The following is a 15,549-nucleotide window of genomic DNA, read 5'->3' on the forward strand; positions in this document are numbered from 1 at the left end:
GTCGTTACGGACTATCATGCGAACCATGACCACCGAACGGGGAACCAGGCGCCGCACCCCGGCAGGCGCCGCTGTGCTGCGCGAGGACGTGACCGACGCCATCCGCGGCGCCGTCTTCGAGGAGCTCGCCGCGGTGGGTTTCGCGCGGATGTCCATCGAGGGCATCGCCCGGCGCGCGGGCGTCGGCAAGACCGCCGTCTACCGCCGCTGGAAGTCCAAGCTCCACCTTGTCCTGGACCTGGTCGCGGCGGTCGCCGCGCAGGGGATGCCCGCACCGGCGACCGGTTCGCTGTACGGGGACGTGCGCGCCGTGCTCGAACTCGCCGCGTACGCCCTGCGCCACCCCGTCGCCTCGCAGGTGATCCCGGACCTGCTGGTCGAGGCGGCACGCAACCCGGAGATCTCGGACGCCATCAAGGCCGCCCTGCTGGACCAGCAGCAGGGCATGGCCGCCGTTGTCGTACGGGCGGCAGTGGCCAGGGGCGAACTGCCCGAGGGCAGCGATCCGGACCGGGCGCTGGACCTGATCGTCGGGCCGCTCTACTGGCGCCTCGTCGTGGTCCGCGGCGATCTGCCCAAGGGGTACCTCGACGACCTCGCTGCATCGGCGGTCCGGGCGCTCAAGGCCTGAGAAGGCCGCCCGGACGGCCGGCAGAGCTCAGGCGCCGCTGTCGAGCAGCCGGTCCGCGACCCGGCCCGCCGCCCCGCCGTCGTCCAGGTCGCAGTGTTCCCGCCGGAAGCTCTCCTGCGCGTCCGCGTGCAGGGCGGCCGACGCCGGGGTGGCCCGCAGGGCCTGGGCCACCTCGTCCGTGGTGACGAGCAGGGGGCCCGGCGCACGGGTCTCGAAGTCCAGGCAGAAGCCGCGCACGGTGTCCCGGTAGTGCTCCAGGTCGTAGGTGTGGAAGAGCACCGGGCGGCCGGTGAGTGCGAAGTCGAACACCAGGCCCGTGTAGTCGGTGACCAGGACATCGGCGATCAGTAGCAGCTCCGCGGTGCACGGGTGCGCGGAGACGTCGCGCAGCGCCGGGCCGGCCGGCAGGCTGCCCGTCACCCGCGGATGCCTGCTGACCAGGACCGTGGTGCGGCCGTCGAGCGACCGCACCAGCGCCGGCAGGTCCAGCGCGGGCTCCCAGCGGTACAGCCGGGGCGAGCCGGCCGGGAGGCTGCCCGGCGCGTGGGCGAGATGGTCGCGGTACGTCGGGGCGTACAGCACCACGCGGTGGCCCTCCGGGATGCCGAGCTGTCGGCGTACCCGTTCGGCGGTCTTGTCCCGGCCTGCCGCGAACAGCAGGTCGTTGGCGGGTGAACCCGCCTCCAGGACCTCGCCGCCGTAGGCCAGGGCGCGCCGCAGGTGCGGGGTGGCGAAGCGGCTGGGGGAGACCAGGACCGACCACTGGGCGGAGCGGTGCGCCAGCGAGGCGAGGTCCTGGTGGTCGGCGTACAGGGTGTCGGCCAGGTCCAGACCGAACCGGCCCAGCGGGGTGCCGTGCCAGGTCTGTACGACCGTCTGCTCCGGACGGCGCTCGAACCACGGGGGCAGCGGACCGTCGGTGACGATCCGGCGGGCCCGCGCCAGCGCCTCGTACCAGGCGGTGCCGTGCGCAACGACGGGCACGGCGGTGGGCGGTACCCGGTCGGCGCCCGCGGCGGATCCGTCGGTGACCCAGAGGTGCTCGACATCGGTGCTCCGACGTACGAGCTCGGCGTGCACGGCACGTGGGGAGTCACCGCCGGTGTACAGGATGGCGTCCCGGAGCGGCAGCCCGCGCTGCGCCGGGTAGTGCGCCGTACGCAGACGGCCCTGGCGGTACGCGCCCCGCTCGGACTCGCCGAGCGCCGGTTCCGCGTGCACGGTCAGCCGGTCGCCGTGACGGCGGTCGAGCCGGAACCCGGGGGTGGACCCGGCCGTCGGCCCGGGGGCGGCCCCGGCGCTGGCGGCTCGGACCGGCAGCCGGGCCGCGAGCGCGGCCCCCACACGTAGGGGCCGGCCGTCCAGGTGCACCTCCCAGTCGCCCTCACGGGGCGGGCGGGGGAGCAGCGCGGCGAACCGGTCGCCCCGCCGTTCGGCGGGGACGGCCACCGTCTCGCCCAGGGTGCCGTGCCGCAGGACGAGCGCCCCGGGGGCGTACGGGGACCCCTCGACGACCAGTCCGCCGCCCGGCACGGGCTCCGCGTGGTCCACGAGCGGGTGACCGGTCACATCGAGCGCCAGGTGGCCCGCCGCGTCCGCGAGGGCCGGGGGCGGAAGGTCCGGGGCAGCGGCGAGGGGGACCCGGGCGCCGCCCGTCACGAGGGCGGCGCGCCACCGGGTTCCCGGCTCCGGGGTCACCTCGCGAGGGGTGCGGTGCGCACCGGCCGGCTCGGCGGCCAGCTCTGCGAGGGGGATGCGGACGGTGAACAGGCCGCCGTCCCCGCACCGCACGGGGACGCTGCGCTCGGCCGCCCCGTCCCGGGTCAGTACGAGGGCGGTCGGCCGGGCGGTCCCGTACAGCCGCCCGGTCAGCTCCAGGGCGTCGCGCCCGCCGTCGTGCGCGAGGGCCAGGGCGGGCAGCCGCGTCACGGTCAGTTCGAGCCTGCCGTCCCGGTAGCCGAGCACCGCCCGCCGCCCGTCCCCCAGGTCGTGGACGAGCGGCTGGGCGGCTGCGGCGTCCACCGCGCGCAGGGCCGCCCGCCGCACGACGCCGTGTCCGGCCACCACCACGCCCACCATCCGGCTGCCGGGCCCCAGCCGCTCCGGGTCCAGGACCATGTCGAAGCCCGCGTAGTCGTAACAGTGCAGTTCCTGACCGGAGTCGGCGGTCGCCCGGGGCATCCGGACCGTGCGTACGGGCACGGCACGCAGCCGTCTGCTTCCGGCCGTACGGAGCACTCCCGTCTTCAGCGAGTGCCGGGCCGCCTCGGCCGGGAGGTTGCGGATGTACGCGTACCCGCGGAGTGTCAGCTTCCCGTCCTCGCCCCAGGAGGCCTCCACCAGCCGCGCCACCGCGGGGAGATCGCCCCGGCCCAGCCGTGCGCCGATGCTGCCGGCGACCCCCGGGTGGACCGCCCGGCGCCTCCCCGGCAGCCCCTCCACCGCGAACGTCCCCGCTCCGTCGTTCCGTTCGAAGGCGAGGACGGCCAGCAGGTCGTCCAGCCTGCGCTCGCGCACCAGCTGCCACCTGATGCGGGCCTCGGCCGGCAGCCCGGCCGGCGCGGCGCTGCCCGCACGGTCGAGGAAGGAGCCCGCGCCGGCCATGAACGCCGTGCGGTAGGCGGGGCCGCCCATCGTGAGCCCCTCCAGGAAGTAGACGAAGTCGTCGCGCAGACAGGACGCGTCGTACCGCCGCTGCTGCACGGGGTCGCGTCCCGCCAGGAACGCGCTGACTTGCTCACAGGCCTCGATCCGGTCCCGTACGCCCTTCACGTCCGTACGCCGCCGGGTGATCGACCCTTCCCGCACCCGCCAGTAGTAGACGTGTTCGCGCAGCACATCCACCGATCCGGCGAGGTAGTGCGCCGGGATCATCACGGGGGTGTCCTCGTAGAGCTTGCCCACCGGGAACGTGAACGCGTGCCGGTCCCAGAAGGAACGGCGGAACACCTTGTTCCAGGCGACCCGGTCGGACAGCAGCCGGGAGTCGCGGGAGATGTGGGTACGGGGGCGGTCGGCGGTCAGCCACCGGTACTGCCAGGCCTGCTGCCTTCCCTGCTCGTTGAGCCGCCACACATTGCCCGTCGCCAGGTCCGAGCCGGTCGACTCCAGGGAGGCCACCATCCGTTCGTACGCATCGTGCACGACGATGTCGTCGCTGTCGGCGAACGCCAGGTAGGGGACGCCAGGGGTGGTGCGGGCAACCCCCGTGTTGCGGGCGGCGCTCAGCCCCGCGTTGGGCTGGTGGACGCAGCGGAAGCGCGGGTCCCGGCGGGCGAAGTCCTCCGCGATCCGGCGGCTGGCGTCCGTCGATCCGTCGTCGACGAGCACCACTTCGAGCGCGTCGAGGGTCTGGCCGGCCAGGGAGGCGAGGCACTCCTCCAGGTACTCCTCGACGTTGTGCACGGGGACGACGACGCTGAGGAGTGGCTTCATGTACGGCTCAACCCGGGTGAGCGCCCCGGGTCACCGGCGCTGACCCGAACGGGTGAATGTTCGTCCCGGCGGGTGTGGGGTCCGCACTACGCTCGGCTGCCATGCTCCTCAGTGTTGTCGTGCCCGTCCACCGCGTTCAGGGGTACCTGAGGGCGGCCCTGGAGTCCGTGATCGACCAGTCGGTACGGGACTGGGAGCTGATCGCCGTCGACACCGGCCCGCCGGACGGCGGCCTGGCCATCGCACAGGAGTTTGCCGAGCGCGACGCCCGGGTGCGCGTGCTGCTCCGGGACCGTCCCGGAGAGCCGGACGCTCCCGGGGACCCGGGCGGTCCCGAGGCGCTGGGCGCCGCCCGTAACGCCGGGGCCGCCGAGGCGCGCGGTACCTACCTGCTCTTCCTCGACGGGGACGGCCTGCTGCTGCCGGGCGCGCTGGCGGAGATCGCCGAACGGGTGGCGGCGGACCGGCCGGACGTGCTGAGCCTCGGCCACGACCGCGTCGACTGGTGGGGCGAGGTACGGCCGGGAGACGCCCTTCCCGCGGCCCACAAGCAGCTCTTCCGCCGTGCGTTCTGGACCGCTCACGGACTGCGCTTCACCGAAGGGCCGTACGACGATGTCGTGCCCGTCCACCGTGCGGTCCTCCTCGCCTCCGACGCGGGCACCCTCGCCGCGCTCGACCGGATCTGTGTGCGCCACCACCTGCGCCGCACCGGCACGTTCGCCACGACACCGGGCCGCGCGCACTTCGCCGTCATCGACGTGTACGGACAGCTGGTCACCGAGACCGGCGGCGACCCCCGGATCCGGGCCGCCCGCACCGCACACCTGAGGGCGGTGCTCGACGACCCCGGCCGCATCGCCCCCGCAGACCGTGCGGACTTCTTCCGTGCCGCGGGGCTCTCCGGCCGGTACGCCGCACACCGTGCCCGGGGAGCCGTCCTCGCCCGGCGCGCGCGGGCACGAGCCGCCCTGCGCGCGGGCAGGAAGTCGCTGCGCGCCCGCGTGATGCGTGCCGTCTACCGCCTGGACCTCCGTCGGCCGCTGGACCCCGGCCTCGCCGTGTACGGGGCGTACTGGAACCGGGGCGTCGCCTGCAACCCCGCCGCGATCTACGCCAAGGCCCGGGAACTCGTCCCGCACATCCGCGGGGTCTGGGTCGTCTCCTCCCGCCACCGCGACCGGATGCCGCCCGGGGTGCCGTACGTGATCGAGGGCTCCCGCGCCTACTGGCGGACCATGGCCACCGCCACCTACCTCGTCAACAACTCCAGTTTCCCCGGGGGCTTCACCAAGCGCCCCGGCCAGATCTACCTGCAGACCCACCACGGGACCCCGCTGAAGACCATGGGCCTGGACCAGCGCCCGTATCCCGCCCTCACGGGCGGTGTCAGCTTCGAACGGATCGTCGCCCACACCGATCAGTGGGACTTCAGCCTGTCGGCCAACCCGCACACCACCGAGGTCTGGGACCGCGTCTACCCCTCCTCGTACGAGCACCTGCCGCTCGGCTACCCGCGCAACGACATCCTCTTCACCGCCACCCGGGAGCAGGCCGAGGAGATCCGCGCCGGCCTCGGCATCGCCCCCGGCCGTACCGTCCTGCTGTACGCGCCGACCCATCGCGACTACCGGAAGGGCTTCGTCCCCCGTCTCGACCTGGAGAGTTTCGCCCGCGCTCTGGGGCCGGAGTACGTCGTGCTGGTGCGGGCCCACTACTTCTACGGGCGCGCGGCCGGACTCGGCGCGGGGGAGCGGGTCGTCGACGTCACCGGACACCCGCGGGTCGAGGAACTCTTCCTGGCCGCCGACGGGCTGATCACCGACTACTCGTCCCTGATGTTCGACTACGCCTGCCTGGACCGCCCGATCATCACCTACGCCCCGGACTGGGCGGCCTACCGCGCCGCGCGCGGCACCTACGTCGATCTGCTCTCCGGCCGCCCCGGCGACGCCCCCGGGGCCGTCGCCACCACGGAGGACGAGCTGCGGGAGCTGCTGCTCAGCGGGGCGTGGCGGTCGCCGGAGACGGCCGTGCTGCGCACCGCGTTCCGCAGCCGGTTCTGCCCGTACGACGACGGGCACGCGGCGGAACGCGTGGTGCGGCGGGTTTTCCCCGCCGTCGCGGACTGAAGCCCCGCATCACCCGTACGGGGCGACCCCTCCGTACCCCTTCGTCGTTGTGTTCAACAGCGCGCGCACACCGCAACGTTGGGAGAAGGCCATGCACAGGTCCGCCTACGAGCAGATGGAACTCTGCATCCAGGAGTATCTGCCCAAGTCCCGCAGACACCGCGTCGTCGACCTCGGTTCGCGGATCTCCGGCAAGCAGACCCGTACGCACCGGGGGCTGCTGGCGGGCCACGACATCGACTACTTCGGTGTCGACGTGCTCGACGGGCCCAACGTCGACGCGGTGATGAGGCGGCCCTACCGGATCCCCGCCAAGTCGCGCAGTGCCGATGTCGTCCTGTCCGGCCAGGCGTTCGAGCACATCCCGTTCTTCTGGGTGTCGATGATGGAGATCGCCCGGGTGCTGAAGCCCGGCGGCTACGCCTTCATCACCGCTCCCTCGCGCGGGCACGCCCACGACGCGCAGGACTGCTGGCGCTACTACCCCGACGGCTTCCGTGCGATGGCGGCGCACTCCCGCCTCGAACTCTGCGAGGCGTACACGGACTTCCCGCCCACGAAGGGCATCTGGCACGACTACGGGTCCATCGACACGAAGGCCGCCTACTGGGGCGACTCCGTCGGCGTCTTCCGCAGGCCGCGGCGCCATCCCCGGCCGGTGGCGCGGCTGAGGAGCCGGCTGGCGACGTTCGCCGTGCGGGAGACGGCGGTGTGGTGGGCCAACCGGGTCGGCGGAGTGGACCGGGTGCCGCTGCCGCGCCCACTGGACGGGCGTGAGCAGTGCGGGCGCCCGGAGAGCCGGCCCATCACATCAACGGCAGGTTGACGAAAGATGACATGAGCCGCAAAACGCGCGTACTCTCCGGCGGCATGGCTTGGCGCAACGCCGTCAACGGCGTCCTTCAGCAACTCACCGGGTACCAGCTCAGGCGCGCGGCCGTGCCCGCTCCCCGCTCCGCCCCGGCACCGACGACGGGCACGGCGGACCGGCAGCCGGTGGCGACGGCCCCGGCGGAGCAGTCTGCGGCGAAGCGGCCCGCGGCGGCGAAGAAGCCGGCAGCCAAGGCCGCGCCCCGGTTCCCGGCGGACTACGACGACGAGGCGAAGGACATCATCCGTGCGGTCAAGCCGTACACGATGACCTCGCCGGAGCGGCTCAACGCCTTCGTCCTCGCGACCCGGCACATCGTCAAGCACGGCATCCCCGGCGACATCGTCGAGTGCGGTGTCTGGCGCGGCGGTTCCATGCAGGCCTGCGCCAAGACGCTGCTGTCGCTCGGCGAGACCGGCCGCGACCTGTACCTCTTCGACACGTACGAGGGCATGACCCCGCCCACCGCGGAGGACCTGCGGCGCGACGGCCGGCCGGCCCAGGAACTCCTGGACGCCCAGGGCAGGGACCGGCCGATCTGGGCGGTGGCCTCGCTGGAGGACGTCCAGGCAGGGTTCGAGAACGTGCCGTATCCGAAGGACCGGATCCACTACGTGCAGGGCAAGGTCGAGGACACCGTTCCGGAGCAGGCACCCGGGCAGATCTCGATCCTCCGGCTGGACACCGACTGGTACGCCTCGACCAAGCACGAGCTGGAGCACCTCTACTCGCGTCTGGTGAGCGGCGGGGTGCTTCTGATCGACGACTACGGGTACTGGCAGGGATCGCGCCAGGCCGTCGACGAGTTCCTGGAGGAGACCGGCGCGCAGCTGCTGCTGCTGCGCATGGACGAGGGTCGGATCGCCGTCAAGCCGTGAGCGGTCCGCCGGTACCCGCGAGCCCCGTGCCTCCCCGGCACGGGGCTCGTTCGTTAAGCAGAAGGGCTGTTGCAGAAGAGCCGTTGCAGAAGAACAGTTGCAGAAGACCAGTTGAGGTTGTCCGCCCGGAAGGATCGTGCGCAGCGCATGGCACCCCGTCTCACCGTCGTCGTCCCGCTCTACAACGTCGAGGAGTACCTCGGAGCCTGCCTGGACTCACTGGCCGAACAGACCATGACCGATCTCGAAGTGGTCATGGTCGACGACGGTTCGACCGACAACAGTGCTGATGTGGCACTGGAGTTCGCCAGGAGGGACTCGCGTTTCCGGCTGATCCGGCAGGAGAACGCCGGGCTCGGTGCCGCGCGCAACGCGGGGGCCGGACAGGCCCATCCGGACGGGGAGTTCCTGGCGTTCGTCGACAGCGACGACATCGTCCCGCCCGGCGCCTATGCGCGGATGCTCGGTGAACTCGACGGTTCGGGATCGGACTTCGTCACCGGGAACGTGCTCAGGCTGCGTGCGAACGGCGCGCTCGAACAGTCCCCGATGTTCCGCAGGCCGATGGAGAGGCCCCGCAGGGCCACCCACGTCACCCGGGACTGGATCCTGCTCGGTGACCGCATCGCCTGCAACAAGGTGTTCCGCAGGTCGTTCTGGGACCTGCACTCCTTCGCCTTCCCGGCCGGGGTCCTGTACGAGGACATCGCCGTGGTCCTCCCCGCGTACTTCCTGGCCCGCTCCGTGGATGTCGTCGAGGAGCCCGTCTACCACTGGCGGGACCGCGACGGTTCGATCACCACCCGGCGGGCGGTGGCCAAGGGCATCCGCGACCGGGTCACGGCGGTCTCCACCGTGAGCCGGTTCCTCGCCGACCGCGGCATGGCGGAAGCCCGGCGCCGCTACCACGAGCACGTGCTCTCCGGCGATCTGTGGCTGTTCATCGAGGCGCTCCCGGACGGCGACGCCGCGTTCCGGGAGGCCTTCCTCACGCATGCGAACGCCTTCGCCGACACCGTCGAACAGGCCGTCCTCGACGCGCTGCCCCTGCACCTGCGGGTCAAGTGGCAGCTGATCCGGGAACGCAGGATGACGGAGCTGCTCGCGCTCCTCACCCATGAGTCACGGGACCGGGACACCTTCCACGTCCGTGGTCTGCTGCGCCCGAGGGCCCAGTACCCGGGCGTCGGCGGCTCCCTCCCGCGCCGCGTCACCGCGCTCGCCGGCGCGGACCTCCCCGTGCACGCGCATCTCACCGAGGCCGTCTGGCGGGACGGGATGCTGCACCTCAAGGGGTACGCGTACGTCCGCAACGCGCCGGGGAAGTCGGCCGGGGCCGGCTGGCTCAGGTCGGGACGGCGGCTGGTCCCGCTCCGGATGCGTACGACGGTGACGGACGAGGCGGCGGCGGGGTCGGGGCGGTCGCTGCACCACTACGAACGGTCCGGCTTCGAGACCGTCGTCGACCCGCGCCGGCTCGCCGCCAGAGGGACGGGCAGGGGTACCCGGACGGTCTGGAAGCTGGAGTCCGTCGTCGTCGGCGGGGGACGGCCGCGCCGGGGGCCGATGCGGCTGCTCGGCAATCCGGCGGCACCGGCCGTGCGGTACGTCGACGAGCGCACCCGTATCGTCCCCGTGCTCTCCGGGAACAAGCTGGAGCTGCGGGCCGAGCGGATCGGCGCCGTCCTCGCCGGCCACCGGGCGACGGCTGCCGGGGACGGCGTCCGGATCGCGGTACGGCTCCTCGGAGGCGGGGCGCCGACCGCCCTGCGGATCCAGGAGTGGCGTACGAAGGAGACCCGGGAGTTCCCCCTGGTGCTCAGCGAGGAGGGTGCGGGGCCGGACACCGTCTTCGCCGAGGTGCCGCTCGACGCCTTCAGGGGCTCCGACGGCGACTGGGGTGTCCAACTGGTCGGAGGGGGAGGCCGGCTGACGGTGGCCGCCCGCCCGGAGACCGAAGCCGGGCGGTATCCGCTGGCCGGGGGCCGCGAGCTGTACGCGGCGGCCAACCCCTCCGGCGACCTGGTCCTCACCGACCGGACCGTGCAGGCCGTCGCCGTACGCCTGTCGTGGCCGGACGGCGGCGGACTCGTCATCGAGGGGAACCTCCCGGAGGCCGTGGGCCGCGGGGCCGAACTGTGCCTGCGCCACAGCGGTCACCAGGAGGAGGCAGCCTTCGCCGTGGAGCACGTGGAGCACGTGGACGAAGGATTCCGCGCGGTGCTCTCTCCAGAGGCCGTCGAGGGGATCGGGGGCACCCTCCCGCTCGCCGAGGGCCGTTGGTACCCCTTCCTCCGCGAGCGGGGCGAGAGGGATCCTGAGAACTACCTGCCGCTGCGTGTGGCGCCCCAGCTCCACGCCGGTCTGCCGCTGCACCGGGAGTCCGGGGGGCGCGGGTTCACCCTGGAGCGCCTCTCCCACGACCGGCTCGCCCTGCGGTCCGGGAGCGCCCTGGAGGTGCGGGACCGGGGCGCCTACGGGCAGCGCCTGCTGCGCGAGCGCTACGCCGCCGTGCGCGGCGGGGATTTGCGTCCGGCCGTGCTGTACTCCAGCTTCGACGGGCGCCAGTACTCGGACTCACCCCGTGCCGTGCACGAGGAACTCGTGCGACGCGACACCGGTGCCGAGCACCTCTGGGTGGTGCGCGACCAGCAGGCCGCCGTTCCCGCCGGGGTCCGCGCGGTGGCCCTGCACAGCGCCGAGTGGCACGAGGCGCTGGCCCGCAGCCGCTGGATCGTCACCAACACACAGCTGCCCGAGTGGTTCGAACGGGCCGAGGGGCAGTTCGTCGTGCAGACCTGGCACGGCACCCCCCTCAAGCGCATCGGCCGGGACCTGGCAGGCACCTCCTGCGCGGACACCGCGTACATGGAGTCCCTGCCGCGGCGCGCCGCCCAGTGGAGCGTGCTCGTGTCGCCGAACAGCTTCTCCACCCCGGTCCTGCGCCGCGCCTTCGGCCACACCGGGGAGGTCCTGGAGTGCGGCTACCCGCGCAACGACCTGCTGTACGCCCCCGACCGGTCGAAGGTCGCCGCCGCCGTACGGGAGTCGCTCGGGGTCCCCGAAGGCCGCCGCGTCGTGCTGTACGCCCCCACCTGGCGCGAGGACGGGCCCAGGCGGAGCGGCCGGTACGGCCTCGATCTCCAACTGGACCTGGAACAGGCGCAGAAGGCGCTCGGTGACGACCACGTCCTGCTGGTGCGCCGCCACTACCTGGTCGGCGGGAGCGTCCCGGAGAGCGACTTCGTCCGCGACGTGTCGCGCTACCCGGACGTCGCCGAGCTGATGCTGATCAGCGATGTGCTGGTCACGGACTACTCGTCCCTGATGTTCGACTTCGCGCAGACCGGCCGGCCGGTGCTCTTCCACACCTACGACCTGGAGCACTACCGCGACACCCTGCGCGGTTTCTGCTTCGACTTCGAGGGCCGGGCGCCCGGCCCGCTGATCCCCACCTCGGCCGGTGTCGTCGATGCCCTGCGCGACCCGGAGTACGCGAGCGCCGGCCACCGCGACGCGTACGCCCGCTTCCGTGAGTCGTTCTGCGATCTGGACGACGGTACGGCGGCGGCGCAGGTCGTGGACCTGATGCTGAAGGGGGCGCAGGCGTGAACGCCCCTGACTTCAGCTGTGTGGTCACCGCTGCCGCGGACTCCACGGACGCCGCGGCCCTGCGTGCGTCCGTGGAGTCCGTGCTCGACCAGAGCCTGCGCGCCGTCGAGGCCCTCGTCGTCCTGCCCGCGGACGGCGACGACGCCGTCCGCGCGGCGGCCGAATCCCTCGCCGGGCTCTCCCCCGACCGGGTCCGACTCCTCGTCGCCGAGCCGCCGGCCCGCTCCACCGCCGCTCTGCGCAACACCGGCCTGGACGCGGCCCGGGGCACGTACGTCCTCGTGCTCGGCGGCGGCGAACGCCTTCAGCGGCACGCCTGCCGCAACCTCTGGGAGGCCGGCACCCGCACCCGCGCCGACCTGGTCGCCGGGTGCTGGAGCCGGCTCACCGGGGACGGGACGAAGGAACAGGAACCGGCCTGGCAGAACACGCTGTTCGGCCGCTCGCGGACCCTCGCCCGTTTCACCGACGCCCCCGAACTCTCCGTGCACGACGCCCTCGTGACGGGCTTCTGCCTGCGGCGCGATGCCCTGGAGCGGCACGGACTGCGCTACGACGAGGACCTCACCCACAGCGAGACCATGTTCGGCCCCCTGGCGGCGGCGGTGGTCGGCAGGATCGCGCTGGTACGCCGCCGGATCGTCTCCGGGCAGGTCGTACCCGACCGCGGCCCGGGCCTCGCAGGGCTCGTCGAGGCCCACCGGCGGGTGTGCCACGTCCTGGTGGCCCAGGGGCTCACCGACCTGTGCGAGCAGCGCGAGCGGGCCTTCCTGACCGACCATCTCGTGCCGCTGGTGCGCTCGTTTCCGGAGCTGCCCGCCGCCGAGCGCGACCGGATCGCCCGGCGGGCCGTCCGGGTGCTGCCGGAGTGCGTCCCCGAACCCGCGCTGCTCACCCTGGCCCCCGTCGAACGCGTGGGCGTCCGGATGCTGGAGCGCGGTGACACGGACGGGGTGCTCGCGGCGGCGTACGCGCTGCGCAGGCGGGGCACGGTGGCCGCACCGCTCACCATCGGGGAAGGGGGGCGGGTGTACTGGCAGGGCGAGGAGCAGGATCCCGCACTCGACGTCACCGAACTCGGCCACCAGCACCGTACGTTCGGTGAGCTGAAACTGATGAACAGGCTCACCCGGTACGAGACCGGGGGCGGCCGGGTCCTGCTCGAGGGCCGCCTCGTCCTGCCCGCGCACACGGGCCCGGGGGACTCCCCGAGCGCCCGGCTCGAGTTCCGGGTACGGGACGGCTCCCGCACCTTCGTCCTGCCGGTCGACGAACTCCGGCGCGACGCCTCCGGAATCAGCTGGCGGACCCGCGCCGACCTCACCCGGGTCCTGCGTCCCCTCGGCGCCCGCGACACCGTGTGGGACGCCCGGATGGTGCTGGAGGACGGCCCGGTGCGCTCGGTCAGCGACCTCTTCGCCGCCCACGACCTGGTGGGTCCGGCGGACCGCTCTCCCGCCCTGCCCCGCCTCGGCCGGGCCGCCGGGGACACCTGGCAGCCCTACGTCACGCTCAGGGACCATCTGGCGCTCCGGCTCGAAGCCCGCCGCCGCCCCGCCCGCACGGTCCGGCGACTGGTCCACTACGCGACCCACTTCCGCCCCGCACGCAGGGCGAGGCTGCTGATGCGGGCCCTGGGCAGGCGCCGCGACCGGCTGCACGCCCGGGGGCTGAAGGTCTCCGTCTACCACTCCTGGTTGCTCCGGCTGCCCGTACGCAAGGGGTCCGTGGTCTTCGAGAGCCACATGGGCACGTGTTACGGGGACAGCCCCCGGGCCATCCACGAGGAGGTCCGCGGCAGAGGGCTTCCGCTGCGCTGCGTCTGGTCGTACGAGAGCTCCCCGGACGGCTTCCCGGACGGCGCACGGCTCGTGCGCCGCTGGTCGTGGCGCTATCTGTGGGAGCTCGCCCGGGCTGAGTACTGGGTCGACAACCAGGGCTTCCCGCAGTCCCTGAGCAAGCCCTCCCGCACCACCTACCTGCAGACCTGGCACGGATCGGCGTACAAGCGCATGGGCTTCGACGAGACCCGGGTGCGCCTGCAGAACGCCCCGCAGCGTGAGCGGCTCCAGGAGGCGGTGCACCGCTTCGACCACTTCCTCGTCCGCTCCGAGCACGATGTGCGCACCCTCGCCCGCGCGTACCGGCTTCCGGAGAAGGCGCTGCTGCGCACCGGCTATCCGCGCAACGACGTCCTGGTGGCCGCACGTGCCAGGGACGAGACGGAGGGGCGGCTGCCGCGTCCGGCGCTCGCCGGGGAACTCGGCCTGCCCGACCACCGGAAGGTGGTCCTGTACGCGCCGACGTTCCGGGGCGGGCCGGGGAAGCGCAAACGCCGACGGCTGCTGCTGGATGCCGCACGCTTCGCGGAACGCTTCGGGGACGAGTACACGCTGCTGGTCCGTGCGCACTACCTGGAGGCGGCGAGTCTGCCCGTGTGCCCGCCGGGGACGGTCGTGGACGTCTCGGGCCACCACGACGTCAGCGAACTGCTGGCGCTCGCCGACGTGCTGGTCACCGACTACTCGTCGATCATGTTCGACTACGCGCTCCTGGACCGGCCGGTCGTTCTCTTCGCGCCGGATCTCGACGCGTACGCCGCCGAGCGGGGCAGCTACTTCGACCTGCGGGCCAAGGCGCCGGGGCCGGTGGTGGCGACCGAGGACGAACTGTTCCGCGTGCTGGCCCGCCTGAAGGCCGCGGACACCGGCTTCGAGACGGAACGCAGGGCCTTCGCCGAGGAGTTCGGCTGCTACGACCGGGGAGACGCGGCACGTGCCGTCGTGGACACCGTGTTCGCCCGCCATGTGTCCGACGCGCGTACCGGGAAGGCGGGCCGATGAGCCGCAGCCGTGATGTCTTCATCGTCTCGAACAGCACGGACGAACTCGGGGGTGTCACCGCGTGGACGCACCGGACGGCCCAGCTGTTCCAGGAGCAGGGCCACCGGGTCCACACCATCGGCATCCACGCCGCCGAGCTGAGGATGGCCCTGCCCGAACCGCCCGGCTACCCCGTCACACCGCTGTACCCGTCCCATCCGCCGACCCCCTGGACCCCTCAGGGTGTACGGGACCGCTTCCGGTTCACGGCCCGGCGCGACGAGGCGGCCCGCACGGCCCGCAAACGGCAGGCCGTGGACCGGCTCTCGGAGATCTTCCGCGCCGCCCGGCCCGGCGGTGTGGTGATCGTGAGTCAGGTCTGGGCGATGGAATGGGTCGGCGAGGCGGACACCACCGGACTGCGGGTCATCGGGATGAGCCACGAGTCCTACGACTACTCCCGTGCGAGCCACCGCTACCGCTGGATCAAGAACCACTACGCGGGGCTCGACCACTGGCTCGTCCTCACAGAGGAGGACGCCGACATCTGGGCGGGCGACGGGATGAACAACGTCGGATTCATGCCCAACGCCCTGGCCGCGCTGCCCGAAGTGCCCTCCCCGCGGCGGGTGAAGGCGGTGACGAGCATCGGCAGGCTCACGGACCAGAAGGGCATCGACATGCTCCTGGACACCTGGGCGCTGGTGGCCCCGAAGCGCCCCGACTGGCGTCTGGACGTGTACGGGGCGGGCGAGGACGAGGCGGGCCTGCGGGCACAGTGCGCGGACCTGGGTCTGGACGGTTCGGTCGCGTGGCGGGGCCGCACGGACGATGTTCCCGGCGCACTCGCGGCCTCCTCCGTCTTCGTGCAGTCCTCGCGCGGCGAGGGTTTCCCGCTGGCGTTGATGGAGGCCATGGCGAGCGCTGTCCCGTGTGCGGCGTTCGACTGCGCACCGGGAGTGCGGGAGATCGTGCGCCACGGCGAGGACGGGCTGCTCGCACCCGCGGGTGACATCGGTGAGCTCGCCGACCGGCTCCTGCGGCTCACCGGGAACCCCCGGATGCGGGACGCGATGGGGGACCGGGCGCGGGCCAACGTCCAGCGGTTCTCCGAGGTGGAGGTCATGCGCCGCTGGGAGGAGCTGTTCACGTTCCTGGAGCGCTGAGC

At 72.9% G+C, this 15,549-nt stretch carries 8 protein-coding genes; 7 read left to right on the forward strand and 1 reads right to left on the reverse strand.

The window, feature by feature from the left end; genetic code table 11:
* The first annotated feature begins 25 nt into the window (after window positions 1-25).
* On the forward strand, window positions 26-631 hold the full coding sequence (locus OG257_RS23525) for a TetR/AcrR family transcriptional regulator (RefSeq protein WP_329210421.1): 606 nt from the start codon (window positions 26-28) through the stop codon (window positions 629-631).
* Window positions 632-658: 27 nt separating this feature from the next.
* Here the strand turns inward: OG257_RS23525 and OG257_RS23530 are convergent, their stop codons facing one another.
* The gene (locus OG257_RS23530; protein WP_329210423.1) at window positions 659-4,066 is read right to left on the reverse strand and encodes a CDP-glycerol glycerophosphotransferase family protein; all 3,408 of its coding nucleotides are present in this window, start codon (window positions 4,064-4,066) and stop codon (window positions 659-661) included.
* A 101-nt stretch (window positions 4,067-4,167) separates the two neighbouring features.
* Here OG257_RS23530 and OG257_RS23535 point away from each other — a divergent pair, with 101 nt between their 5' ends.
* The 6 genes from OG257_RS23535 to OG257_RS23560 all read left to right on the forward strand — a co-directional run bounded on the left by OG257_RS23535 (window position 4,168) and on the right by OG257_RS23560 (window position 15,547).
* Window positions 4,168-6,198, forward strand: coding sequence for a bifunctional glycosyltransferase/CDP-glycerol:glycerophosphate glycerophosphotransferase (locus tag OG257_RS23535; RefSeq protein WP_329210425.1), 2,031 nt, complete (start codon window positions 4,168-4,170; stop codon window positions 6,196-6,198).
* A gap of 91 nt (window positions 6,199-6,289) precedes the next feature.
* Entirely contained in the window at window positions 6,290-7,024 is a 735-nt protein-coding gene (locus OG257_RS23540; RefSeq protein ID WP_329210427.1) for a methyltransferase domain-containing protein, read from the forward strand.
* Between the two features lie 11 nt (window positions 7,025-7,035).
* Window positions 7,036-7,947, forward strand: a complete 912-nt coding sequence (locus OG257_RS23545; protein ID WP_329210429.1) for a TylF/MycF/NovP-related O-methyltransferase — start codon at window positions 7,036-7,038, stop codon at window positions 7,945-7,947.
* Window positions 7,948-8,094: 147 nt separating this feature from the next.
* On the forward strand, window positions 8,095-11,559 hold the full coding sequence (locus OG257_RS23550; RefSeq protein ID WP_329210431.1) for a bifunctional glycosyltransferase/CDP-glycerol:glycerophosphate glycerophosphotransferase: 3,465 nt from the start codon (window positions 8,095-8,097) through the stop codon (window positions 11,557-11,559).
* Window positions 11,556-14,402 carry a CDP-glycerol:glycerophosphate glycerophosphotransferase gene (locus OG257_RS23555; RefSeq protein ID WP_329210433.1) on the forward strand — a complete coding sequence of 949 codons (2,847 nt, stop codon included), beginning with the start codon at window positions 11,556-11,558 and terminating at the stop codon, window positions 14,400-14,402. Before OG257_RS23550 ends, OG257_RS23555 begins: the two co-directional genes overlap by 4 nt.
* On the forward strand, window positions 14,399-15,547 hold the full coding sequence (locus tag OG257_RS23560) for a glycosyltransferase (RefSeq protein WP_329210435.1): 1,149 nt from the start codon (window positions 14,399-14,401) through the stop codon (window positions 15,545-15,547). The genes OG257_RS23555 and OG257_RS23560 overlap by 4 nt, the downstream gene beginning before the upstream one ends.
* Window positions 15,548-15,549 lie beyond the last annotated feature (2 nt).

The organism is Streptomyces sp. NBC_00683 (assembly GCF_036226745.1).
Taxonomy (GTDB): Bacteria; Actinomycetota; Actinomycetes; order Streptomycetales; family Streptomycetaceae; genus Streptomyces.